Source organism: Odoribacter sp. AF15-53 (assembly GCF_003479425.1).
Taxonomy (GTDB): domain Bacteria; phylum Bacteroidota; class Bacteroidia; order Bacteroidales; family Marinifilaceae; genus Butyricimonas.
On the sequence record NZ_QUHC01000002.1, the window covers coordinates 736,748 to 761,421 of the forward strand.

The 24,674-nt window shown below is 44.2% G+C and carries 20 protein-coding genes; 11 read left to right on the forward strand and 9 right to left on the reverse strand.

Annotated elements, in window-relative coordinates; all coding sequences use genetic code 11:
- Position 1: 1 nt before the first annotated feature.
- The 3 genes from DWW52_RS07485 to DWW52_RS07495 all read right to left on the reverse strand — a co-directional run bounded on the left by DWW52_RS07485 (position 2) and on the right by DWW52_RS07495 (position 5,512).
- Positions 2-3,637 (reverse strand): SusC/RagA family TonB-linked outer membrane protein, encoded by a 3,636-nt coding sequence (locus DWW52_RS07485; protein ID WP_118714833.1) that lies wholly within the window; start codon positions 3,635-3,637, stop codon positions 2-4.
- A 96-nt stretch (positions 3,638-3,733) separates the two neighbouring features.
- On the reverse strand, positions 3,734-4,885 hold the full coding sequence (locus DWW52_RS07490; protein WP_118714834.1) for a FecR family protein: 1,152 nt from the start codon (positions 4,883-4,885) through the stop codon (positions 3,734-3,736).
- Positions 4,886-4,936: 51 nt separating this feature from the next.
- The gene (locus DWW52_RS07495) at positions 4,937-5,512 is read right to left on the reverse strand and encodes an RNA polymerase sigma-70 factor (protein ID WP_158582516.1); all 576 of its coding nucleotides are present in this window, start codon (positions 5,510-5,512) and stop codon (positions 4,937-4,939) included.
- Positions 5,513-5,650: 138 nt separating this feature from the next.
- On the opposite strand from DWW52_RS07495, the gene DWW52_RS07500 reads away from it, so the two are divergent.
- The 4 genes from DWW52_RS07500 (at position 5,651) to folK (ending at position 10,104) form a co-directional block, all read left to right on the forward strand.
- Positions 5,651-6,355 (forward strand): 16S rRNA (uracil(1498)-N(3))-methyltransferase, encoded by a 705-nt coding sequence (locus DWW52_RS07500; protein ID WP_118714836.1) that lies wholly within the window; start codon positions 5,651-5,653, stop codon positions 6,353-6,355.
- A gap of 125 nt (positions 6,356-6,480) precedes the next feature.
- A complete protein-coding gene (locus tag DWW52_RS07505) occupies positions 6,481-8,751 on the forward strand; it encodes an ATP-dependent helicase (RefSeq protein WP_233556760.1) in 2,271 nt (756 codons plus the stop codon).
- A 145-nt stretch (positions 8,752-8,896) separates the two neighbouring features.
- Positions 8,897-9,529: a DUF4290 domain-containing protein gene (locus DWW52_RS07510; protein WP_118714838.1), complete on the forward strand. Its 633-nt coding sequence runs from the start codon at positions 8,897-8,899 to the stop codon at positions 9,527-9,529.
- Positions 9,530-9,618: 89 nt separating this feature from the next.
- Positions 9,619-10,104: a 2-amino-4-hydroxy-6-hydroxymethyldihydropteridine diphosphokinase gene (gene folK, locus DWW52_RS07515; RefSeq protein WP_118714839.1), complete on the forward strand. Its 486-nt coding sequence runs from the start codon at positions 9,619-9,621 to the stop codon at positions 10,102-10,104.
- Positions 10,105-10,244: 140 nt separating this feature from the next.
- Here the strand turns inward: folK and murA are convergent, their stop codons facing one another.
- Positions 10,245-11,552 carry a UDP-N-acetylglucosamine 1-carboxyvinyltransferase gene (murA, locus tag DWW52_RS07520; RefSeq protein WP_118714840.1) on the reverse strand — a complete coding sequence of 436 codons (1,308 nt, stop codon included), beginning with the start codon at positions 11,550-11,552 and terminating at the stop codon, positions 10,245-10,247.
- Positions 11,553-11,770: 218 nt separating this feature from the next.
- Between murA and sppA the strand changes: the two genes are divergently transcribed.
- Genes sppA through DWW52_RS07535 form a run of 3 tightly spaced genes read left to right on the forward strand, consistent with a single transcriptional unit; the run spans position 11,771 to position 15,412 of the window.
- Positions 11,771-13,564 (forward strand): signal peptide peptidase SppA, encoded by a 1,794-nt coding sequence (sppA, locus tag DWW52_RS07525; protein WP_118714841.1) that lies wholly within the window; start codon positions 11,771-11,773, stop codon positions 13,562-13,564.
- An 8-nt stretch (positions 13,565-13,572) separates the two neighbouring features.
- On the forward strand, positions 13,573-14,625 hold the full coding sequence (gene lpxK, locus DWW52_RS07530) for a tetraacyldisaccharide 4'-kinase (protein ID WP_118714842.1): 1,053 nt from the start codon (positions 13,573-13,575) through the stop codon (positions 14,623-14,625).
- Positions 14,600-15,412, forward strand: coding sequence for a purine-nucleoside phosphorylase (locus DWW52_RS07535; RefSeq protein ID WP_118714843.1), 813 nt, complete (start codon positions 14,600-14,602; stop codon positions 15,410-15,412). The genes lpxK and DWW52_RS07535 overlap by 26 nt, the downstream gene beginning before the upstream one ends.
- A gap of 61 nt (positions 15,413-15,473) precedes the next feature.
- Here the strand turns inward: DWW52_RS07535 and DWW52_RS07540 are convergent, their stop codons facing one another.
- The 4 genes from DWW52_RS07540 to pgeF are packed head-to-tail and all read right to left on the reverse strand — an operon-like array spanning position 15,474 to position 17,891.
- The gene (locus DWW52_RS07540) at positions 15,474-16,001 is read right to left on the reverse strand and encodes a 3'-5' exonuclease (protein WP_118714844.1); all 528 of its coding nucleotides are present in this window, start codon (positions 15,999-16,001) and stop codon (positions 15,474-15,476) included.
- A 2-nt stretch (positions 16,002-16,003) separates the two neighbouring features.
- Entirely contained in the window at positions 16,004-16,702 is a 699-nt protein-coding gene (locus tag DWW52_RS07545; protein WP_118714845.1) for an LrgB family protein, read from the reverse strand.
- A 20-nt stretch (positions 16,703-16,722) separates the two neighbouring features.
- Positions 16,723-17,070 carry a CidA/LrgA family protein gene (locus DWW52_RS07550; protein WP_118714846.1) on the reverse strand — a complete coding sequence of 116 codons (348 nt, stop codon included), beginning with the start codon at positions 17,068-17,070 and terminating at the stop codon, positions 16,723-16,725.
- Positions 17,064-17,891 carry a peptidoglycan editing factor PgeF gene (gene pgeF, locus DWW52_RS07555; protein WP_118714847.1) on the reverse strand — a complete coding sequence of 276 codons (828 nt, stop codon included), beginning with the start codon at positions 17,889-17,891 and terminating at the stop codon, positions 17,064-17,066. Before pgeF ends, DWW52_RS07550 begins: the two co-directional genes overlap by 7 nt.
- 143 nt (positions 17,892-18,034) lie before the next feature.
- On the opposite strand from pgeF, the gene DWW52_RS07560 reads away from it, so the two are divergent.
- From DWW52_RS07560 to DWW52_RS07570, 3 genes are all read left to right on the forward strand, one after another.
- Entirely contained in the window at positions 18,035-18,790 is a 756-nt protein-coding gene (locus DWW52_RS07560) for a Fic family protein (protein WP_118714848.1), read from the forward strand.
- A 239-nt stretch (positions 18,791-19,029) separates the two neighbouring features.
- The gene (locus DWW52_RS07565) at positions 19,030-19,293 is read left to right on the forward strand and encodes a type B 50S ribosomal protein L31 (protein WP_118714849.1); all 264 of its coding nucleotides are present in this window, start codon (positions 19,030-19,032) and stop codon (positions 19,291-19,293) included.
- Between the two features lie 293 nt (positions 19,294-19,586).
- Positions 19,587-20,390 (forward strand): bifunctional 2-polyprenyl-6-hydroxyphenol methylase/3-demethylubiquinol 3-O-methyltransferase UbiG, encoded by an 804-nt coding sequence (locus DWW52_RS07570; protein WP_118714850.1) that lies wholly within the window; start codon positions 19,587-19,589, stop codon positions 20,388-20,390.
- Between the two features lie 412 nt (positions 20,391-20,802).
- Here the strand turns inward: DWW52_RS07570 and DWW52_RS07575 are convergent, their stop codons facing one another.
- Positions 20,803-21,978, reverse strand: coding sequence for a GlmU family protein (locus tag DWW52_RS07575; RefSeq protein ID WP_118714994.1), 1,176 nt, complete (start codon positions 21,976-21,978; stop codon positions 20,803-20,805).
- Between the two features lie 220 nt (positions 21,979-22,198).
- On the opposite strand from DWW52_RS07575, the gene lon reads away from it, so the two are divergent.
- Entirely contained in the window at positions 22,199-24,613 is a 2,415-nt protein-coding gene (lon, locus tag DWW52_RS07580; RefSeq protein WP_118714851.1) for an endopeptidase La, read from the forward strand.
- Positions 24,614-24,674 lie beyond the last annotated feature (61 nt).

Here is a 24,674-nt window from a genome sequence, read left to right on the forward strand (position 1 = left end):
ATTAAAAAGTTACATTTATACCCAAAGAATACGTTTTGGTAATCGGTTGCTTTCCCGTGGCCACCTCCGGATCCACTCCTTTATACCCTTTACTCACGATCATGAAAGGATTGCTTACAGAGCCATTCACGGATAAAGACTTCACGCCCAAGTAACGCAAAACGCGATCAGGCAAGCTGTAAGACAACGAGAGGTTGTTGCACCGCAAAAAAGAAGCATTTACTACCCGCACATTAGAATTGTCATATAACTCGTAAGCATAAAGTAGTCTCTGCTGGCTCCAATCCAAATCTATCGTTGACGGATCCGGTATCTGTGCCGCATCCAATGAAGGGATAGCCGGGATATCAGTAAATGCCTCGTCACCCGGTTTACGCCATCTATTTACATACTCTTTTGACAGATTATAGTAAGGGCTGGGTAAATGCAACATAGCCATTTTCGTGTTCCCTTCCCCGGCAAATAATTTATTCAAGAAACGCTTATTTCCCAAGCTCAAGTTAAATGAAGCTGAAAGCGAGAACGTTTTATAACGGAAAACCGTATTCAGTCCTCCGGTGAAATCCGGCTCCAACTTTCCGGCATATATCATGTATGTCGTCGGATCATTCACGATATCGGGATTTTCCTCCCGAGTAGGTATATTAAACAACGGGTAACCGTATTCCGAGTCCAATCCGGCGTAATCAAACACCCAGAACGAAGACACGGCATATCCCCCCTTATGGAAATTACCGCTTACCGCAGTTTCCCAATTATTATTTGAAATAACAGAACTTTCGAGTTTATTAAAATTTTTAGACGTGTTTAATCCCAAGCTCCAAGTGACATTCTTTGAACGTATCAAGGTCCCATTCAATGACAGTTCCAAACCGCGATTCATCATTTTTCCTCCATTTATCGGCATGGAAGCCGTCCCAAACTCACAAGGCACCTCTTTCATGATAATCATATCTTCCGTCCGTTTTTCATAATACTCGACGGTTCCCGTGAAACGATTACTCAACAAACCTAAATCCACTCCCAAGTTAATGGATTTCGTCTTTTCCCATCTCAAATCAGCATAGGGTAATGTCTTAATAACCAACTGGTATTCTTTCGTAATCGGATGAACGACATTTTCAGGAATTGAAGCAATCAAATCCGGTCCGAAATTCTCGGCCACGTTCCCCTGCCAACCGTAAGATAAACGAATATTTAATTCACTCAATATACTTTGTCCTTCCAACCAAGGTTCGTTATGAACATTCCAACGAATACCGGTGGACCATACTGGTAAAAAACGATTTCTCTTATCCTGCCCGAAGCGATTGGAGGCATCCGTCCGCACGCTCCCCGTGAGCACATAGCGTTCTGCAAATGAATATGTTGCCGTGGCATAAAACGAAATTACATTAGACTTGGTATCCGTTATTTTAGAAACCATTTTATCATAAATAGGATTAGGTATTGCCACGTCTCCCCATCCCGTTCCTAACCACTGCCTTTGCATTATCGTCCGGTCAGGCAGAGTAATCCCTTTTCCTCTCTCCGGGAAATAACCGTACGTGGTTGCCTGTGATCCTTTATTTACAGAAGTGCGTAGCTCTTGCCCGATAGAAGCTCCCACGCGGTGCAAACCAAACACTTGATTATACGTGAGGCTATTTCGCCAAGTCACGGACGTATTATGCGTTTCTGTCGTATTCAACTCTCCACCATGAGGCAACGGGGATTGTTTATAACTATCTGATCCAAATTCAGCCCCACCTTTGTCATATCCCCGGATGCTTGCAATGTAATACGTATTTTCAGAAGCATACGACTCACCCGTCATATTACTGGTATTCAAACCGAAAAGACTTTCAATACGAATTCCAGGTGCCAACGCCCAATTGAGATTCACGTTAACATTTAAACTCCGGGTTTCATTACTGTTCCCTGTCTCATCCAACTCGTTCAGCACGTTGAATGAAAGCGCACCGTTCATCGGGTAAAAAAACAATTTCCCGTTATCGTCATAAGGCGAAATAGCCCGGGATGTCTGAATCGCGTAAGTATAAGGATCTACTTGATAAAAAGCTTTCGTAGAAGCGACACTCCCACTCAATCGCACGCTGATGTTCAATTTATCGGTAATCCGAGCATCCAGATTCACCGATCCCCCATAGCTATCATTTTCATTTCCCTTGGCAATACCGAAAGTCTTTCTATAATTAACAGAAGCGTAATAATTTGCCTTACTGTTACCACCCGAAATACTAAGGCTATGATTATGACTAAACGGGACCCTGTACAAAATATCCATCCAATCCGTATTCATCGTCTCCAATTTTTTGACACCGGAATCAAAGTCATAATAACTAATCTCTTTATTCAAATAAAGCCGCAATAGATGCTCGTAACCCACTAAATCCGAAACTTTATTGCCTAGTATCCGACGTTCATAAATTTCCCGAGAAACGTCAATTCTTTGCTTGGAATTCATTAAATTCATTTTATCGTAATTCAATTTTTCCGTTATGGCAAACCCTCCGCTATAATTCACCGACATTTCTCCATCACTACTCTTGCCGCGTTTTGTCGTAATCACAATCACCCCATTCGCAGCCTTTACCCCATACAAGACTGTTGCGGAAGCATCTTTCAATACCGTAATATTCTCAATGTCATTTGGATTAAGCCACGATATTCCATTCCCCACGAAATCTTTGATCATATCAAAATTATCCGCCATATTTCCAAATTCCTGAACATTAAAAGGCACCGGATCTTCTTGTATGATCCCATCAACCACCCACACCGGTTCCGGATTACTTAACAACGTCGAGGTTCCTCGTACTCGTACCTTCTGACGCACCCCTACATACCCGCTGGTGTTCATCACTACCGTACCCGGTAATTTTCCCTGAAGCATTTGCTCTATACTATTCGTTCCGTCATAAAACAAATCTTCACGAGAGATTGTGTTGGTAGATCCCACCATCTCAGACTTTCGAATTTTCTGATATCCCGTTACAATAACCTCTTCGATCACTTTTTTCTCTTCCTCCAACACGACAACGAGCTCTTTTTCTCCCTTGTACTCCACTTCTCTACTAATCATTCCTATGAATGAAAAACATAATACCACCGAATCCCTCTGGGGAATAGTAAAAACAAATTGTCCGTTTTGCCCGGTAGAAGTACCCACGGTTGTACCTTTAATCAGAATAGTCACACCCGGCAACAATGTCCCCTTTTTATCCTTAACAATCCCACTGATTCGAAGTTCTTTCCGCTGTTGTTGAGTTTGAGGTTTCTCTCGAATAACCACCACATTATTGTCGTAATAATACTCTAACCCCAACCCGGGCAATATCTCGTCCAACACTTTTGATAATTCTTTTTCTTCAACCTTCACACTAACTTGTTTATCCTTTATCAAATTATAATTATAAAGGAAATCACAGTTCGTCTGCTTTCTTAATTCCAGAAAAAAGTTGTTTAACGAAACTCGTTTTACCTCCAACGTGACTTTCATCGCCTGAGATAACCCCCTAGCATGCACTGACATACAAGCTAAAACCATAATAATCGTCAAGAATTTCATAAAGATTAACATTTTACGCGACAAGACATAACATTCTGTCCACACGCCAATTCGCTTTTTTTTCATAAATTTGTTATTTAATTTATTATACCTGCTATACATTCCGTTACCTGCAAGTTTTGAGAAAGTATAGCGCATTTCAACAAACCGCTAATATGTTTATTATCGGTTTGTTTTATTTTTAATTATCACTTTGTTTTCCTTGAAAATAAACTCGACCGCATTCGTATCTTCAAATTTTTTCAACAGATACTGAATATCCGCATAACGTTTCAATTGCCCCGTAAAAAGCAAGCTTTTAGCTTCCGGGTCTTCGAAGACAACGGTCAAATTATACCAAAGAGATATTGTTGATAAAATCTCCTCCAATGATGTCTGATCAAAAAAATAGTAACCGTCTTTCCAAGATGTATACAACTCGGAATTTACCTCCCGGATAGAAGACTCATTTGTCTTTTTATCAAAAACAACTTGAGAACCGGGATACATTCGATAAGTGGTATCGGGTAAAAGGATTTGTAACGCACCCTCTTGAAGAGTTGTCGCTATAAAATCTTGCTGTGAATAGGAACGAATATTAAAGGAAGTTCCTAATACAACCACAGTCTGTTGACCGGAACGAACAACAAATTTTCGAGTTTCATCACGAGCAACTTGAAAAAAAGCTTCTCCTGTTAAGAACACTTCCCGTTGGTCCCCTTGAAACACCACTGGATAACGAATTTCCGAACCGGAATTCAAACAAACCTTAGTCCCATCTGCAAGTAAAAGATTGTACTCGGCACCAACAGGTATTCTCAACGTGTTATACTTTAACCCGCTCTCCCGTGCTCGTGCAATATAAACCAACATATTTTCAGTATTGGTAATTTCAGATAAACTGTCCGCATGAACAATATCCTGAACATCAGGTGTAAGAGATATAATTTGTCCATTATCCAATTTTAACTCGGCATACGTCTTACCTGAAGTTAAGTGAGTAATTTTAGAATCAATATTTTCCATGAATAAATAATCATACATGAAAAATATCCCCACAAATAATATAATTCCCGCGGCAACAGATGACCACCACGTCATCTTCCTAAACCGGGATTTACGCCGAATTTTCATTAATATTGAACGATAAGCAAAAGTAGAATCTTTTCCCATCCGTTCATCTACAGCATATCTTTCTCTTAACACCCTCCAAAACTCAACAAACTCCTTATCTCCCTTGTCTCGCATCAAGCGATTTTCCAAAAAAGCGGCCTCTTCCTTGGACAAAGGTTCTCCCGCTAAATAGTCAGCTAAAATCTCTTCTATTATTCTCATCCTGTTTCATATTTTTCTTCTACTGTCAAGAAAAAACAAAACAGGTGACAGTTAAACCCTCTTTTTTTCTAACAAAAAGAAAAAAAGAGTAAAAAAAAGATCATTATTAATTTGTTCCCGCAAAAAACGAATAGAGCGTACCAATTGTGTTTTTACCGTATTTACACTAATTCCCAACACATCAGCCACTTCTTGATACTTCATATTTTTAACTGAAACCATTAGAAAGATTTTTCGACGCTCCTCGGGTAATTTATCTATTATTGAAAACAAGAATTCCAACCTATCTGTCTCCAAATCCTCAAATGCGGTCTCCTCCTCTTCTCTCTCCGCGGCAAAACTGGTATAGACTTGTTGTTGCTTCTTTTGCTTTTTCAAATAACGTAACGAGGTAAAACGAACGCATTTATACATATAATCAACAATACTACCCGAAATATAAAGATGTCGTTTATGTATCCAAAAATCAACAAACACTTCTTGCACAATGTCTTCTGCTGCCTCCGGATCATCTACAATACTATCTGCAAAATAAACCAATGAACGGTAACAATAATTATAAAGAAGTTGAAAGCCTTCACCCTCATTTATTTGAAACGCGGACAATATGGTTTTAGCATCACTCATATTTTGCTGTTTTGTACAAAAATATATCATTTTAATAAAAAAACAAAGAAAAATATATTAAACACTTTCCCCACAAAAGGAGAATTGGAAATTCTCCGGCAATTATATATTTTTGTACCAATCATCAAATCCTGATTTATGCATTTATTTTACACGCCGGATATTACAAGAGACCAGTACACGCTTCCCGAGGAAGAGTCAAAACATTGCGTTAAAGTCCTTCGCCTCGAAACGGGAGACCGGATTTCGCTCATTGACGGTAAAGGCGGTTTTTACCAATGCGAGATCGTACAGGCTAACGCCAAACGTTGCGAGGTGAAATGCATTGAAAAGGTCGAAAAGTACGGACAAAGGGATTTCCACATCCACATTGCCATCGCCCCGACCAAAAATATCGAGCGCATCGAATGGTTTCTTGAAAAATGTACCGAAATCGGGATAGACGAAATCACCCCCTTACTTTGCGATCACTCCGAACGCAAAATCATCAAGGAGGATCGCCTTGAAAAAGTGATTATTTCTGCCATGAAACAATCGCTCAAAGCCTATCTTCCCCGGCTCCACCCGATGACGGAGTTCTCCCGTTTCGTGAAAAATCACGAAAACTCGCTGAAATGTATCGCCCATTGTGACGAGGGAAATAAAAAATCTCTTCACGAAATATATTCTCCCGGTCAGGACATCACGATCCTTATCGGCCCGGAAGGTGATTTTTCGGCAAATGAAATAAAACTTGCCCTAGAACAAAATTTCAGCCCCGTCACCCTAGGCGAAAGCCGATTACGAACGGAGACCGCCGGAATAGTGGCCTGCCACAGTATCAATTTCATGAATCAGAAATAAAATATTAGCACGAATAACAGACTTATTATTCTTGATAAATCATAAATCCAAAATGAAGTAGTTCCGCAATATTATTTGTATTTTTGCAGGCACAAGATTAAATGTTTTTCTGAATCGTAATTATCGTGGACTTTATTAACGAACTGAACGAGAGCCAAAAAGAAGCCGTTATTAACACGGAGGGACCCACACTTGTCATTGCCGGAGCCGGATCGGGTAAGACGAGGGTACTCACGTATCGCATTGCAAACCTGTTAAGCCGGGGGGTGCCCGCTTATCGTATCCTAGCCCTAACCTTCACCAACAAGGCCGCCCGGGAAATGCAAAAACGTATAGCGACTCTTGTCGGAAGCAGCAATGCCGGAAATCTTTGGATGGGAACTTTCCACTCGATCTTTTCAAAAATCCTGCGGGTAGAGGCCGAACATCTGGGGTACTCCTCGAATTTCACGATATATGACTCTCAGGATTCCAAGAACCTGATCAAATCCATCGTGAAGGACCTGAAACTCGACGACAAGATCTACAAGCCCAACGATGTGTTAGGACGCATCTCCATGGCTAAAAACAATCTCGTCGTGGCACAGGCGTACGCACAATCGGCAAAGATCACTTCTGCCGATCAGGCTGCCAAGAAACCCATGATCTCGGAGATATACAAATACTATCAATCGCGTTGCAAGCAAAGTGACGTCATGGATTTTGACGATCTTTTATTACAAACCAATATCCTTTTCCGGGATTTCCCGGAGATATTGGAAAAATACCAGAAGAAATTCGACTACATTCTGGTTGACGAGTACCAGGACACGAACTACTCGCAATATCTTATCATCAAGAAACTGGCTGAAAAGCACAATAATATATGTGTCGTGGGAGACGATGCTCAGAGTATTTACTCTTTCCGGGGGGCCCGTATCGAGAATATCCTGAATTTCAGGAATGACTACCCGGGATACAAACTCTGTAAACTGGAACAGAACTATCGTTCCACGACTACGATTGTCGATGCCGCAAATAGCATCATCAGCCGGAACAAGGAACAAATCCCGAAAAAAACCTTCTCCGAAAATGAAGAGGGCGACAAAATTCGGGTCATGAAATCCCTGTCCGACAAAGAAGAAGGTTTTCAGGTAGCCCAAGAGATCTTCCGAATCTCGCAGAACGAGCAAGCTGATTTTAATGACTTTGCCATTCTGTACCGGACAAATGCCCAATCCCGTATCATGGAGGAAGCTCTCCGGAAACGGAATATCCCCTACAAGATATACGGGGGACTCTCGTTCTACCAACGCAAGGAGATCAAGGATTTAATCGCCTACTTGCGCCTGACGGTAAACCAGAACGACGAGGAAGCATTAAAGCGAATCATCAATTACCCGCGACGAGGGATCGGGGATTCCACGATCGACAAGCTTAAAGAAGTTTCACAAAAATATAACGTGAGTATCTGGACTGTACTTTGTAATTTGAACAAAGTGCCCGGTACCGTTTCCGCCATGACGGCAGCCAAACTAACACATTTCAGACAGTTAATCGAAGGATTCACCGAAATAGCCAAAGAAGAAAACGCCTACGAGACGACGTACCGTATAGCGAAGGCGTCGGGTATTATCGAGGACCTGTCATCGGATGACACGCCTGAAGGAGTTTCCCGGCGGGAAAACATCCAGGAATTGCTGAATGCCGTCAAGGATTTCTGTGAAACCGCGTATAAAGAAGCCCGGGAAGATAAACTCCCCTCCTTCCTAGAAGGGGTCGCGCTTCTTACCGATCAGGACAGCGAAAAACCGGAAGACAATAACAAGGTTACACTCATGACGATCCACTCCGCCAAAGGGTTGGAATTCGAAAATGTCTTTATCGTAGGTATGGAAGAAGAACTTTTTCCCGCCCAGCAAAGCGCCTATTCTCCTTCCGCCTTGGAAGAAGAAAGACGTCTTTTCTACGTGGCCTTAACCCGTGCCGAAAAAAGAGTGATCATGACTTATTCCACGTCCCGATATAAAAACGGGAATGTTGTCTACCCGCAGCCTTCCCGGTTCATCGCGGAAATAGACCCGCATTATCTCGAAGGCTTTTTCACCCCGGCACGCTCATCCTCCGAACGTACACTAAATATTCCGGGACGTCCGGAGAGAATGGCTCGCCCGAATATCCAGCTTCAACAAAAAGTAGAAGTTCCGGATATTGACACCTCCAAGTTGAAACCGATTAACGGGGAACTCATCGTACCCGGGATGGTCATTTTTCACCCGAATTTCGGGGCTGGGAAAGTGGTTGCATTAGACGGTTTAGGTGTCAATAAAAAGGCAAAAGTGGCATTCGCACAGCACGGACAGAAGGTTCTATTGTTAAAGTTTGCAAAACTATACGTGCAAGAGGATACAAATTAACGACTTATAAACAAAAAATAGTATATTTGTCCCATATTCTAAATTCTAATGCATGCGAGGGATTGATTTTTCCGGTATTTTAGTATGATTTTTCCGGCGTTTCCCCATGAAATAAAAAAAATTTTAAGATAAAAAATATCCTGTAATGGACTATAATAGCCAAAGAAAAAGACTTATTCTTCCCGAGTACGGAAGAAACATTCAAATGATGGTTGACCACCTGGCAACAATACAAGACAGAGAAGAGCGAACTCGTGCAGCAAAAACAGTGATCAGCGTGATGGGTAATCTCTACCCGCACCTCCGGGATGTTCCGGATTTCCGTCATAAACTGTGGGATCACTTGATGATCATGTCAAACTTCACGCTTGATATTGATTCTCCCTATCCTCTCCCTGAAAAAGATATTCTAGAGGAAAAACCGGAGAAGATGCCTTACAACAATCATCGCATCAAATACAAACACTACGGTTTGTTGACAGAAAAATTGATCGAAAAGATCAAAGAAACAGAAGATCAAGAGATCAAGAGAGTTCTAACCGTTCTGACCGCCAACCACATGAAGAAATCATTCCTTACTTGGAATAAAGACTCGGTGGAAGACGAACAAATCTACGACGATATCAATACTCTCTATGGTGGTAATATCGAAATGCCCGAGGGAATGATGCTATCGCACTCGAAAGACTTGTTGCAGAAAAAGAACAACAAACCCATGAATAACAACAACAAGCAACAGAAAAACAACAAGAAGCAGTTTTACAAGAAACACAATTAATTTTAAATTTTAGATTTACAATTTTAAATTGAAGACTTGTATCTGATTTAAAATCTAAAATCTAAAATCTAAAATCTAAAATTATTTGAATGCGGGTAACTCTTATTTTCGGGGGAAATCAAGGTGACCGAAAAGCTCTTATCAATGAAGCTATAAAAGAAATGTCGGATATAGGGAAGATCGAATTATGTTCTTCCCTTTACGAGACTGCCCCGTGGGGATTCGAGTCATCGAATTCATTTTATAATCAAGTTGTCACGTACACAACCGACCTATCCCCGGAAAGCGTTCTGGATAAATGTCAAGAGGTGGAAAAAAAGTTAGGAAGAGTACGTTCCGGCGCGCAGTTCTGTTCCCGCACCATGGATATTGATATCCTTTTTTGCGACACCCAGATTATCAATACTCCCCGTTTAACAGTTCCTCATCCCAGAATGGCTCTACGAAATTTCGTACTCGCACCCCTCAATGAAATCATGCCCGACTTCGTGCATCCCGTCACGCACAAAACCATATCCGAACTTTTCACGGAAAGTCCAGACACGTTAAAAGCGGAAAAACAACTCATTCCGTGATCCGAATGATTTGATAATTTAGTCATTTCGGAGTAGGTGATTCCCACCACGCAAGGCTAACGCTTTTTTCAAATCACAAAATCATTCAATCTGCAATCACAGAAACCTTAGAATCTTTTTCCATTCTACATTTCTCAGAATTATTCTATTCGTCGAATTTCAGCCCCGATTGCATTCAGTTTTTCATCAATATGTTCGTACCCGCGGTCAATTTGGTCAATATTGTCAATCACGCTCGTTCCCTGTGCCGATAAAGCCGCTATCAACAAGGCAATCCCGGCACGGATATCCGGGGAGGTCATTTTCGTGGCCCGTAACTGCGAGTCGTGATTTTGACCGATCACCGTGGCCCGATGTGGATCACAAAGAATAATCTTCGCCCCCATATCAATCAATTTATCCACGAAGAACAAACGACTCTCGAACATTTTCTGATGAATCAACACGCTCCCCTTTGCCTGGGTTGCCACCACGAGGAACACGCTCAACAAGTCGGGCGTCAATCCCGGCCACGGAGCATCGGCTACTGTCAGGATGGAACCGTCTATAAAATCCTCTATCATGTAATGCTCCTGACGGGGAATATACAGATCATCCTCCCGCTCCTCAATACGGATACCCAGCTTCCGGAAGGCATTCGGAATAATTCCCAACTGGGGAATCGCCGCATTCTTAATCGTGATTTCCGAGCGAGTCAAAGCAGCCAGCCCGATATAACTTCCCACCTCGATCATGTCGGGCAAACAACGATGCTTACACCCGCCGAGGCTTTCCACGCCCTCGATAGTCAGCAAATTAGAAGCAATCCCCGAAATCCGGGCCCCCATGGCATTCAACATACGACACAACTGTTGCACGTAAGGTTCACAGGCCGCGTTATATATCGTTGTCACCCCTTCCGCCAGCACGGCTGCCATGATAATATTAGCCGTACCCGTCACGGAAGCCTCGTCAAGTAACATGTAAGTTCCTTTCAACTTTTGGGCAGAAGCTTTGTAGCACCCGCTAACGACATCATATTCAAACGTGGCCCCCAGCTTCTCGAATCCGAGGAAATGGGTATCCAGTCGACGTCGGCCGATTTTATCCCCGCCGGGCTTCGGCACCAAGCCACACCCGTGCATCGCCAACAAGGGGCCGAGAATCATGATTGATCCCCGTAAACTCGAAGCCTTGCTATAAAAGTCGTCCGACTCCAGATAATCAAAATTTATATCGCATGCTTTAAAAGAAAACTCACCCTTTTGAAGTTTTTCCACCTTCACACCCATTCCCCGCAACAAATCAATCAACTTCATCACGTCCAGAATTTCCGGGACATTACTGATAATCACTTCCTCTGTTGTCAACAGGCAAGCACAAATCACCTGCAATGCCTCATTCTTTGCTCCCTGGGGAACAAGCTCACCTTTTAATCGTCTTCCTCCAATAACTTCAAACTTACTCATAGCGTATAATTAAAGAGTTACAAATCGCACTCGCGGCGCTTTAAATTGCACGTAAAACTATCAAAAAAACAAACGTGAACAAAATATTGAGTTCATGGATTAAAATTTTGTATGAACAAATTATATCCATACATTTGTAAACAAGATTTATAATCTTGCACACAAAAGAGACCGTAAAATTGTTTTGATTGAAGTATTAATAAATAAAATAACACATAATGAAAAGCTTTCTGAAATACCTGTTAGCAACTATTGTCGGTATCATTATCGTACATATTATCATGTTCTTCGTGTTTATCGGAGTTATCGGGGCGATTGCCAGCATATCCAGCCCCACGGTTGAAATTAAAGACAATACGGTCTTAAAATTGTCATTCAAGAATGCCATCCCGGACCGGGCTTCCGAAAATCCGTTACAAAATTTCGACCTGATGACGCTAAGCCCGGCGAAACAAACCGGGTTAAACAAAATACTCGAATATATCAATAATGCCAGCACGGATGCCCGCATCAAGGGGATATACCTGGACTTAACCGAAATCAACTCGAATTTCGGGGCCTTGGCCACGATCGACGAGATTCGTAACGCCTTGTTGAATTTCAAAAAAAGCGGAAAATTCATTTACAGTTATTCCAACATGGGATATTCTCAAAAAAGTTATTATCTGGCTACCGTGGCCGACAGTCTCTTCGTGAATCCCGAAACCCCGCTGTTGTTGACCGGAATGAGCGCCAACATTTCATTCTACAAAGACCTACTGAAAAAGATCGGGGTACAACCGGAAGTAATCCGTGTTGGTAAATTCAAAGCCGCCGTCGAACCCTACATCGAAACACATATGAGCGATGCCAACCGGGAACAGGTTCAAACTTATTTGAATTCACTCTGGGGAAATATCGTTAAAGGAATTTCCGCCAGCAGAAATATTTCAGAAGAGAGAATCAATCAATTAACCGATGACTTCAACATCTACCCGACAGAAGAATTCGTGAAAGAAGGCTTCTTTGACGAGGCGATCTACGAGGATGCCATGCTCCGGAAACTAAGAGAAGCATGCGGTTTGACAGACGAGGAGAAATTAGCCATGACATCCTTGGAGAATTACGTGAACGCCAGCTTCCCGGCCAAGAATTTCCCCACGGATAAAATCGCCGTTATTTATGCCCAAGGTAATATCGAGTTCCAACAAGGTCCCACAAGTATCGGACCGGAACTCGCCACGACCATCCGCAAAGCACGGGAGGATAAAAACGTCAAAGCCATCGTGTTGCGCGTGAACTCTCCGGGAGGAAGCGCCCTAACATCCGATATTATCTGGAAAGAAGTACAACTGGCAGCTCAAGCCAAACCGCTTATCGCTTCCATGGGTAATGTTGCCGCTTCCGGCGGGTACTATATCTCTTGCGCGGCAGACACGATTATTGCCGACCCGACGACTCTTACCGGGTCTATCGGTATATTCGGATTACTGTTCAGTGGTGAAACCCTCATTAAAGACAAACTGGGGATATCCTCAGACGTCGTTAAGACAAACGAACACAGTGATTTCGGCGGAGGCTACCCGCTCCCCATTCCGATCAGCGACCGTCCGTTGACCGCTTACGAGCGCAACGTGATGCAGAACTATATCAACCGGGGATACGATACCTTCCTTGACCGGGTAAGCCAAGGACGTCACATGACCAAAGAGGCCGTGAACGAAATCGCACAAGGCCGGGTATGGACCGGGGAAGATGCCTTGAAAATCGGATTGGTCGACCTGCTGGGTGGTCTGGAAGATGCCATACGAATCGCAGCCGACAAAGCCGGATTGAGCCACTACCAAATCTCGGAACTTCCCGTGGAAAGAAGTGCCTTCGAGGATATTTTATTAAACTTCTCACAAAGTATCAGAACCCGGATATTAAAATCTGAGTTGGGAGACTTCTACGACACTTACCGGGAACAGAAAGATTTGTTGAAAATAAAAGGAATGGTAGCCAGAATACCTTACGATCTCACTTTTAACTAAAGCCAAGCATGGTGTTTAAATATCTAACTTTAGGACCTTTAAGCGTACTTTACGGCTTGGGAGTCAACCTCAGAAACCGCCTGTTCAACTTGGGCATCTTGGAGACACACGAGTTTGACGTCCCCATTATTTGCGTGGGAAACATCACCGTGGGCGGGACCGGAAAAACCCCGCACACGGAAGCATTAATCAAGGTGTTGAAAAATGACTACCGGGTAGCCTGCCTCAGCCGGGGATACAAACGGAAAACCTCCGGCTTCGTGCTGGCAACCGAGAAATCCACGGCAAATGATATCGGTGACGAACCCATGCAGATAAAAACCAAATTCCCAGACATCACGGTTGCCGTGGATGCCGACCGGGTGAGAGGGATAAAAAAATTGATGCAACTTCCCGAGAAGCCGGAAGTCATCATTCTGGACGACGGTTTTCAACACCGCTACGTGAAGGCAGATATAAACATCATGCTAGTAGATTATAATTGTCCCATATATGAAGATTGCTTGCTTCCTTTGGGACGTCTTCGGGAAAGTCTGCATGCCAAGGATCGGGCAAATTATATCATCGTGACCAAATGCCCGCCGAATATCTCGCCTATCGAGAAGCGGATCATTTCGAAACACCTTGATCTAAGGGCCTATCAACAGTTATTATTTACCACGATGAAATACGGGGATATTCTCCCGTTGGACGGAAGCAGTCATTGCCCGATCACATCGAAAGGCTCTATCCTCTGCATCACCGGGATTGCCCAACCCGCTCCTTACGTGGAATATTTAAAAAAATATTCCGAGCAGATCAAACATATTGCTTTCCCGGATCACCACAATTACAGCGACTCGGACATTCAACGCATCCTCCAGGAGTATGCAAAAATCGACAACCCGAACAAATGCATTTTCACCACGGAGAAAGATGCCGTCCGTCTCAAGTTATGTAACCTCCCGGAAGAGATCAGGCAACAGATATTTTATATCCCGATCGAACCGGAATTCCTGACCCCGAGAGACCAACTCATTAAAAATATATACGACTATGTTAGACAAGATAAAAGAAAGTAGCACCTACCTGGCCCCCTTCGTGAAAGGAGACCACACGATCGGAATTATCCTGGGTACCGGGTTAGGCGAACTCGGTCAGTCGATCGAAGTAGAACATGCCATCCCGTACATGGCCATTCCCAATTTCCCCGTTTCCACGGTACAAGGTCACCGGGGCGAACTGTTGATCGGTTCCTTCGGGGGTAAAAAAGTCATCGCCATGCAAGGACGTTTCCATTATTACGAGGGATATTCCATGAAAGAAGTAACTTTCCCGGTAAGGGTCATGCACGCCTTGGGGGTTAAAACCCTTTTCGTATCAAATGCCGCCGGGGGAGTCAACACGAATTACCTCGTGGGTGATCTCATGATTATCCGGGATCATATCAACCTTTTCCCGGAACACCCGCTACGAGGGAAAAATATTGATGAACTGGGCCCCCGTTTCCCGGGCATGGCGGAAGCTTACAGCAAACGCCTGATTCAACTGGCAGAAGAAGCCGGGAAAAAACTAAATATCCCGTTGCAAAAAGGCGTGTACGCCGGATTGCAAGGGCCATCATTCGAGACCCCGGCAGAATACAACTGGATTCGGGTTATCGGCGGCGACGCCGTCGGGATGTCAACCGTTCCCGAAGTCATCGTGGCCCGCCACATGAACATGGAATGTTTCGGAATGTCCGTCATCACCAACAGCACGGCCAGCGAGGAACTCATAAAAACGAATCACGCGGAAGTACAAGACGTGGGCAATCACGCCCAACCCCGCATGGGAGCAATTTTCAAAGAAATAATCAGTCAATTGTAAGAATATTACGTGGGAACGTGAAGATAAATCTTCCTTCCCACATTTTCATATCTCCTGATTTCTAAAACCGAATCTCTAACTGACCTCCCCTCCTGATCCGATCCAACTCGATCATGATCTTCGCCGCTCCCCGGGCATCACTCAAAGCCTCGTGATGATTCAAGGCGATCCCGAAATGATCGCACAGGGTATTCAACTTATAATTCGGCAACCCCTTCACCAGCTTTCGGGACAAACGGCAAGTACAAAACGACTCAGGTAACCGGGCATACAAATCCGCCCTCTCCAGACAAGCCCTTAAAACACTCATATCAAACTCCGCGTTGTGGGCAACCAAGGCTTCCGTGTCAAAATAACGCCCGATGATCCCCCATAAATCATAAAATGAGGGAGCATCCTCCACCATGGCTGGGGTAATTCCATGAATCTCGATAAACTTCTTATTAAAATAAAAAGGCTCCGGTTTAATCAAATGTGAAAATTCTTCCGTGATCTCACCACCTTCCACGACCACGATCCCGATCGAACAAGCACTAGTCGGGTAACGGTTAGCCGTCTCGAAATCAATAGCGGTGAAATCTTGCAACATTTTTAAAACAACGACATTACCCATTCTACAATCGGGACCAGAATAGCCGTCATGATCCCCATCAAACCAATCGCCAGCCCACTGATAGCACCTTCCAACGCTCCCAACTCCATCGCACGGGCCGTACCCAACCCATGTGCCGCAGCCCCAAGCGACAATCCACGGGCTATTTTACTATCAATATTCAACTTATTCAACACGAAGGGCCCCACGATTCCCCCGAAAATCCCGACAACAATCACGATCACGGCCGCAATCGCCGGAATACCTCCCGCTTTTTCCGCTACCCCCATGGCGATAGGCGTGGTCACGGACTTAGGTTCCAACGTGGCGATCAGCACGTGATCGGCCCCCATCCAACGGGCAATACAAATCACGCTCACAATCCCCACCAGGCTCCCCACGAAAATCGAAGTCATGATCGACACCGCGTTACTTTTCATGTATTCCACCTGCTCCCACAACACGTATCCCAAAGCCACGACCGACGGTCCCAGCAAAAAGTTTATCATCCGGCTCCCCTGTTGAAACGCCTCGTACTGAATCCCGATCACGCTCATCAACCCCAGCAAAGCGGGAATCGACACCAACAACGGGTGCAGCAACGCCAACTTCGTTTTCCGGTACAACCAGAGAGAAGCCAGGTAAACCCCGGCTACTAACGTTATTATAAATATCTCCGACGAAACAATGTTTTGCATCTTTTATAAAATTAATCCGTTCAACCACGTGCCCGACGATCTTCCTGCCATTGCTGGAGAAGCGCCACCACAACCAACACGAGTAAAGTAGTCACCGTTCCCACGACCAACACGATATCCCAGTAACGGGACAAAACATCCATCGACGTGATAATACCCACTCCCGCCGGAAGAAAAAAGAAGGCCATGTTGTCGCAAAGAAAACGAGCTACCGGGCGTACCCGCTCCGGTTTCACCCAACGCATCGACAAAGCCAGAAACAGGAACATCATTCCCAACACGCTCCCCGGCACGAAACCATTCACCAACCAGGCACAACACTCGCCCAGCAAATAAAAAGCCATAATAATAAAAATTCCTCCTAACATCCTATCTCCGTTTTAAGCATAATTCCAGCCCCAAATCGTCCCGTGTTCCCCCGGTCTCCCCGGTAAGAAAAGAACCGATCGTGATGACACACCGTGCAAACAGCCGCCGTCTCGATATTCGATGTCCGCACCCCGATCTCCTCCAACTGCCGACGATTCGCCTCCCACAAATTCAACAAATATTTCCCGTCTCGTTCCCCGTTCACGACCAATCCCTGTAAATCTCCCAGACCTTCCCGTGCCGCCCCGACAACTTCCTCGCCGACCTCGAAACAACAAGGTCCGATCGAGGGACCAATCCCGACAAGCACGTTCCGGGGATCACACCCGAATTCGTCCCGCATCCGTTCGACCGTCCCGGCCGCAATCCGCCCGACCGTTCCTCTCCATCCGGCATGCACGGCCGCAATGACTTGCTCCCGGGGATCATAAAGCAGCACCGGGACACAATCGGCAGCGAGTACCGTCAAGCAAATTCCAGGTTCACGAGTAATCAAAGCATCCGTGGCCGGCAATCGAGTTACTTTCTCTCGTGCCCCGGCTCCACGTTGTTCAACGGACACGACTTCTACGTGAGTCGTGTGTTTTTGTTCCCCGAAAGTAAAAGCATCGACCTCACACCCGATAGCCCCCGCCAGTAACATCCGGTTCGTTAAAACAGAATCCACCCGGTCTTCATCCATAAATCCCAAGTTCAAGGCCGCCTGGCCTCCCACGCTGACCCCGCCTTCCCTTCCTGACACGAAATGAAGTAATCCCGGAAAATCCTTCAATCCCAAGAACTGGTAATATGCAACCCTATCTCTCTCAACTCTAATCATACTTGTTTATTCTTTCGAGGGCACAAAGATACAACATTCCGATAAGAAATGTTCCGGATTCAAATTTCGCCTTTTAAGTTTTTAACCTACAAAACAAAACCCGGTCCCCCGCTAACACGTACCATAATCAAAAAAGAACGATTATGTGGCAAGAACTATGCAAAACCAGAGAAAAGTATCTCGAAAGAGCGCAACTGAACACGAAAGGCTACTCGCCCCGACGGTCCGAGACGCTACTTTACGAGATTGCCCGCATGGACGGAATGGACATCAAAAAACAGGACTTTTTCAACATCTTGAATGATATTGAGATCTCACCCAAAGTTACACGGGAAAACGTACACCGGATAAAAGACTTGAGTAACGCATTTCTCTACGTGATGAAATGCGCTCAACAACGTAAAAAGCTCGCACCGGAGTTTATTCGAGAAATTAGTGCCAAAGTGATGCAACACACGGGAAAAGAGGTATACACTGCCGTCGGAGGATACGACACCTCCCTGGGCGACTTCCGGCTAGGAGAGGAATATTACGAAGAAGGCGTACTCGCTGATTTCACGCAGATTCCCGACAGGCTAAGCCTCTTGTGCAAGGAAACAAGCGAAAAGTTAGGAAACGTTCACGATATCCTAACCGTGAAATTGGCTGCCGACTTTCACTACACCTTCATGCACATCAAACCCTTCGGGGCCGGGAACATCAGCGTCGGACTCTTGTTGATGAACTATATACAAATGATGTTCCTCGAACCCTTGATCATCATCCCGGCAGAAAACAAGGCAAAATATCTTGCCGCGATAAAAATGCAAAAAGATAACCCGACACCGGAAGCATTCGAACGCTTCGTGGGAGAGGAATTACTTTCCCAACTTCGTAAAGAAGTCATCCCACGACAATAATATAATCCATTCCCTGATGCCGAAAGTATGTCCTGACAAGCATAAACTTCGGCATCATTTCTTTTGATAGTTTCATCACAATTCCTACCTTTATTCCCGGAATTCGTGAATTTCAAGACTTTTCTCAAGTCTTTTCTTCCTAGCGATTAAAAAAGTCGCTGAATTTCTTTGTGGTTTATAATGAATCGACTATCTTTGCTGCCCGTTAAACCAAGAACAATTTTAAAATTATATACGAAATGAAAAAGGGCATACATCCTGAAAATTACAGATTAGTAGCGTTTAAAGATATGTCTAATAACACGACTACTATCACCAAGTCTACCGCCGCTACGAAGGAGACTATCGAGATCGACGGAGTTGAATATCCATTAGTAAAAATGGAAATTTCTAACTCTTCACACCCGTTCTATACCGGTAAAATTAAATTGATCGACACCGCGGGACGTGTTGACAAGTTCATGAACCGTTATAAAACTCACATGGAGAACAGAAAGAAATAATTTTCTGATAAAGCATATAAAAAAGGGAGGTTCGACCTCCCTTTTTTATTTCCATCTAATGACAAACCTTTATACCTCCCATAGCCATTATCTTTGACATCCCCTGTCGTCAAATTTATTCTCGAAAGAAATGAAAACATTTCTCTATTTATAGCGAATTTATTATTTTAGCCGTCACAATCAATACTCATTAACATGTAGGATACAAGAATATTTCATCTATACATACTTTTTAGATGCAGCAAATTTTTTCCTGTTATATGTTTTATGTATCATCCTAACACATGTTATCAATGCAAATCATCTATCAAAAACCAACTTTATTCAAAAAATCCGTCCATAATATATGGACCGATCCTTATATCCAACAACAAATATTAAAAAAACATCTCGACCTTCTATCTGACGAGGCAAGCAGGCAACAAGAATCTATTTTGAAAATAGTGAATTTTATACTCCAACATTCCACCCCCAAAAGCCGTCTACTGGATTTAGGATGTGGACCGGGATTATACACTTCGCTTCTGGCAGATGAAAAATATACAGTAACGGGCATTGATTTTAATAAGGCTTCCATAGTGTATGCCATCAAAGAACGAAAAGATATTAAATATATACTTGGGGATTATATCAGGAATTTTCCCGAGGGAAAATACGATACAGTAACCATGATTTATTGCGATATGGGGACCCACCCGGATTGTGATCGTGACCAGTTATTGGCAAATATCTATCATTCATTAACAGACAACGGCATATTCATTTTTGATGTCTTTTCAAAAGAAATTATCCATGACAAACGGGAAGGTAAAAGCTGGGAATACGCACCCGCCGGCGGGCTCTGGCACGAAAGCGAATACCTACTTTTAAGCCAAACATTTCATTACCCGGAAAACAACGTATTCGCATACCAACATAACTTGATACTCGGAAAAACAATCAAACAATTTATTATCTGGGAAAGGTATTACTCTGAAGAAGAGATAACAAACATTTTGAAGAAAACAGGATTCCGTAAAATTGCCATTTATAAAAATTTACTTGGCAAAAATACCTTCACGTCAAGCCATGAAATGTTCATCGTTGCAGAAAAGTAAAAACTCGCATCCACGCATGTAGAAACAACGGTATAGACATTCGCTAATCATGTAGCTTACCCTTCACGTGAGATCGCAAGACTCTCCCGGTAATGCCTCACGTATATATCAATTATTCATCAAGCAAACATCATGAATAAATTAATACCCCACTCAATTAACTTTCAATCAACTATCAGTTAACTTTCAATTAACTTACGCGCGAATCCCCGGCATGAATCCCCGGAAACACGCTAGAATCCACCCCTCAACAGGCCAATAGTACCCCATGATTACCCATAATAATAATTCCCCTTTCTCCCTGTCGCAGACCTCGTTATTCGTCATTATCCGTGCAACGAAAACACACAAAAGCAGCAAAGAAGAAAGGGGATTATTACCCTACTATTACCATTGTATCACCTTGGGTTCCTTACCTTTCCGGATCGGCAAACACGTGCTCGATAATCCGCCGTTCCACGTCATCAAACGTCTTATTCCGGCGTTTCATCACGGCTTCGGCCGTCGCGGCAAACTGCGTCATCTTATGCTCGGTAAACCCGCTGGCCCCGCCCCAAGAGAACGAGGGAACAAAATTACGAGGAAAATCTGCCCCGAAAATATTAGTTCCGACCCCGATCACAGTTCCGGTATTAATCATCGTCGAGATTCCCAACTTAGCATGATCGCCCATGATCAAACCGCAAAACTGAAGACCGGTCTTACGGAAATGCTTCGTCTCGTAATCCCACAACTTCACCTCCACGTAAGTGTTCTTCAGGTTGGAATTATTCGTCCCGGCACCGATATTACACCACTCGCCCAACACGGAATTACCCAGAAAACCGTCATGAGCCTTGTTCGAATAAGCAATCATCACCACGTTATTCACCTCGCCACCACATTTGCAATAAGGTCCGAGTGTCGTGGCCCCGTACACCTTGGCCCCCATCGTCAATACCGCATGCTCGCACATGGCAAACGGCCCTCTTATCAGCACCCCTTCCATGATCTCGGCATCTTTACCGATATAAACCGGACCGCCTTCCGTGTTAATCACCGCGCACCGCACGACAGCCCCCTCCTCCACGAAAACCGGATGCTTCCCGTACACCTGCACACAGGGATTCAAAGGAGCACTTTCCCGACTTTCCGTCAATAACCGGAAATCAATCTCCAACTCTTGGGCATTAAGAGAAAACAAATGATAAGGATAAACAACACGGGTGAAAATCCCCGTATATTCTTTACGTACCCCCTCGGGCAACGTCATGGGATCAAAGGTTGCAACTTCCCGTTGACTCGAACGCCAGGCAATTAAACAATCACCCTGTAACAACATCTCTCCTGCCTGTAAAGATTTGATTTTCCACAACAACTCGTCATTCGGGCAAACCGAAGCATTGATCAACAAATTGTCGTCTTCCACAGACAGCGGGAACTTTTCTTGAAGGTAATCTTTGGTCAGATATGCAACCTTATCCCCAAACCGCTTTTCCCACTTTTCCCGGATCGTGAGAATTCCTACCCTCAGCTCAGAAATCGGACGAGTAAAAGTCAGAGGTCTTAACGTTCCCCAACTCTTATCATCAAACAAAATTATTTTCATGTGTGTTTTATATTTACCTGCAAAAATAACAAATGCATTACTTTTTACCGTATTTCTACAAAAAAATCTTTGGCATAAGAATTGTCCTATTAGGTAATAGCTTATTTTCAGGGTATACTTTGTCAAAATGTCAGTTTTCTGATTTAAGGCTAATAATAAGGAAATCCAGGAAATAACGGACACACGGAAAAGTAAAAACAATAGAGATAAGGAGATCATAATGAATAAAATAGATTTAAAAGATATTTTACAAGAAAACCTATCGGAAGAGAATCAAGATTATTTATCCATCCTGGGCGACGAGAAAGAAATGCTCAACGACCACACGGACATTCCTGACACTCTGCCAATTTTACCGCTTCGGAACACGGTTCTGTTCCCCGGCGTCATTATACCCGTAAACATTGGCAGGGAGAAATCTTTAAAACTCATCCGGTACGCGTACAAGAGCAGTGTACCCTTCGGGGTTATTGCCCAAAGAGATACCAACACGGAGAACCCGAAACAAGCCGATTTATACACGATCGGTACGGTAGCTACCGTCTTGAAAATACTGGAAATGCCCGACGGCACGACAACTGCAATCATACAAGGTAAGAAAAGATTCGAATTGGATGACATCCTGTATGACGAACCCTATCACGTGGGGAAAATCATGGTCAAACAAGAAGAAAAGATCATAAACGAGGACCAGGAGCACAACGCTATCGCGGAGGCCTTGAAAGATATGGCCTTGAAGATCGTGAAATACTCCAGCAACATCCCGAACGAGGCCGGATTTGCCTTGAAAAACATCGAGAGCATGTTGTTCCTGATCAATTTCATATCGTCAAACACGGACATTGATTACCGGAGCAAACAAGAATTGCTGGAAATTGACACCCTGAAAGAACGGGCCACGAAATTACTGGAACTCCTGGGTAAACAGGTAAAAATACTGGAACTCAAGGAGGACATCCAAAAGAAAGTCAAGGTTGACCTCGATAAACAACAACGGGAATACCTGCTTCACCAGCAGATGAAGACGATCCAGAACGAGTTGGGAGCCAACCCGCTGGATGAAGACCTTCAGGAACTGGAGGAAGCAGCAGCAAAGAAGCAATGGAGCAAGGCCGTTCAAGAGATTTTTGAAAAAGAACTTCAGAAACTGAAACGCCAAAACCCATCAACACCGGACTATTCCGTGCAATTCAACTACGTGAAAGAATTGACAGAACTGCCCTGGGAACATTATTCAGAGGATAATTTCGACTTGAAAAAAGCCTCCGAGATTCTGGATTCCGATCATTACGGGCTGGATAAAGTAAAAGAAAGAATTTTGGAATACCTCGCCGTGCTAAAACTGAAAGGCGACATGAAATCCCCGATCCTGTGCTTGTACGGACCTCCGGGAGTGGGTAAAACTTCTCTGGGAAAATCCGTCGCACGGGCATTAAACAGGGAATTCGTACGTATGTCGCTAGGAGGTCTGCACGATGAATCGGAAATCCGTGGACATCGCCGCACCTATATCGGGGCCATGCCGGGACGTATCATCCAGAGCATTAAAAAGGCCGGAACTTCAAACCCGGTATTCATCTTGGATGAAATAGATAAAGTCGGCCAAGACTTCAGAGGCGATCCACAATCAGCCCTGTTGGAAGTGCTTGACCCAGAACAGAACACGACATTCCATGACAACTACCTGGATATAGACTACGATTTATCGAAAGTCATGTTTATCGCCACGGCAAACGATATCTCCACGATCGCTCCCCCGTTAAGGGATCGTATGGAAATGATCGAGGTGAGCGGCTATCTCATGGAAGAGAAAATAGAGATCGCCAAACGGCACCTGATACCCAAACAACTCGTCAATCACGGATTGAAAGCCGAACAGATCGAGTTCACGGATAATGTCCTGAACTTCATCATCGACAAATACACGCGGGAATCAGGAGTACGAGGACTAGATAAAACACTGGCCAAAATCATGCGTCAAGTAGCGAAAAAAGTAGCTCTTGATCCGGCTTTCACGATCCAACCGACCAAAACAACCGTGGAAGAATACCTCGGTACGCCCATTTTCACAAGGGAGGAATATCAAGGGAACGAACTGCCGGGAGTGGTCACCGGATTGGCATGGACAGCCGTGGGAGGAGAAATCCTTTACGTGGAATCAAGTACCAGCAAGGGGAAAGGCAACCTGACCATGACGGGAAGCCTGGGAGACGTGATGAAAGAATCCGCCACGCTGGCCTTGGAATACATCAAATCGCACACCGAAGAACTAGGTATCCAACCGTCCGCCGTGGAAGAACACAACATCCATATCCACGTCCCAGCAGGTGCCGTACCAAAAGACGGGCCCTCGGCAGGAATCACCATGGTCACCTCGTTAGCTTCATCGCTAACCGGTAGAAAAGTCAAAAAAGCCTTGGCCATGACCGGGGAAATCACCCTGAGAGGCAAAGTCCTCCCCGTGGGTGGGATCCGTGAAAAAATCCTTGCCGCCAAACGTGCCGGGATCAAGGAGATCATCCTTTGCCGTGAAAACAAAAAAGACATTGACGAGATCAAAAAAGAATACGTCAAGGGCATAAAATTCCACTTCGTCGACCACATTCGAGAAGTACTGGAAATCGCCTTAATCTAAAATTAACGGGAGCTTTTCAAGCTCCCGTTAATTTTTTGCACAAATCCATTTTTCTTTATCT

Coding starts and splice junctions, on each gene's coding strand:
- DWW52_RS07485 (WP_118714833.1), bottom strand. CDS start 3,637: ATGAAAAAAAAGCGAATTGGCGTGTGGACAGAATGTTATGTCTTGTCG.
- DWW52_RS07490 (WP_118714834.1), bottom strand. CDS start 4,885: ATGAGAATAATAGAAGAGATTTTAGCTGACTATTTAGCGGGAGAACCT.
- DWW52_RS07560 (WP_118714848.1), top strand. CDS start 18,035: ATGTGGCAAGAACTATGCAAAACCAGAGAAAAGTATCTCGAAAGAGCG.
- sppA (WP_118714841.1), top strand. CDS start 11,771: ATGAAAAGCTTTCTGAAATACCTGTTAGCAACTATTGTCGGTATCATT.
- DWW52_RS07570 (WP_118714850.1), top strand. CDS start 19,587: ATGCAAATCATCTATCAAAAACCAACTTTATTCAAAAAATCCGTCCAT.
- murA (WP_118714840.1), bottom strand. CDS start 11,552: ATGAGTAAGTTTGAAGTTATTGGAGGAAGACGATTAAAAGGTGAGCTT.
- DWW52_RS07575 (WP_118714994.1), bottom strand. CDS start 21,978: ATGAAAATAATTTTGTTTGATGATAAGAGTTGGGGAACGTTAAGACCT.
- DWW52_RS07495 (WP_158582516.1), bottom strand. CDS start 5,512: ATGAGTGATGCTAAAACCATATTGTCCGCGTTTCAAATAAATGAGGGT.
- DWW52_RS07535 (WP_118714843.1), top strand. CDS start 14,600: ATGTTAGACAAGATAAAAGAAAGTAGCACCTACCTGGCCCCCTTCGTG.
- DWW52_RS07565 (WP_118714849.1), top strand. CDS start 19,030: ATGAAAAAGGGCATACATCCTGAAAATTACAGATTAGTAGCGTTTAAA.
- DWW52_RS07550 (WP_118714846.1), bottom strand. CDS start 17,070: ATGTTAGGAGGAATTTTTATTATTATGGCTTTTTATTTGCTGGGCGAG.
- DWW52_RS07500 (WP_118714836.1), top strand. CDS start 5,651: ATGCATTTATTTTACACGCCGGATATTACAAGAGACCAGTACACGCTT.
- lon (WP_118714851.1), top strand. CDS start 22,199: ATGAATAAAATAGATTTAAAAGATATTTTACAAGAAAACCTATCGGAA.
- DWW52_RS07540 (WP_118714844.1), bottom strand. CDS start 16,001: ATGTTGCAAGATTTCACCGCTATTGATTTCGAGACGGCTAACCGTTAC.
- lpxK (WP_118714842.1), top strand. CDS start 13,573: ATGGTGTTTAAATATCTAACTTTAGGACCTTTAAGCGTACTTTACGGC.
- folK (WP_118714839.1), top strand. CDS start 9,619: ATGCGGGTAACTCTTATTTTCGGGGGAAATCAAGGTGACCGAAAAGCT.
- DWW52_RS07545 (WP_118714845.1), bottom strand. CDS start 16,702: ATGCAAAACATTGTTTCGTCGGAGATATTTATAATAACGTTAGTAGCC.
- pgeF (WP_118714847.1), bottom strand. CDS start 17,891: ATGATTAGAGTTGAGAGAGATAGGGTTGCATATTACCAGTTCTTGGGA.
- DWW52_RS07510 (WP_118714838.1), top strand. CDS start 8,897: ATGGACTATAATAGCCAAAGAAAAAGACTTATTCTTCCCGAGTACGGA.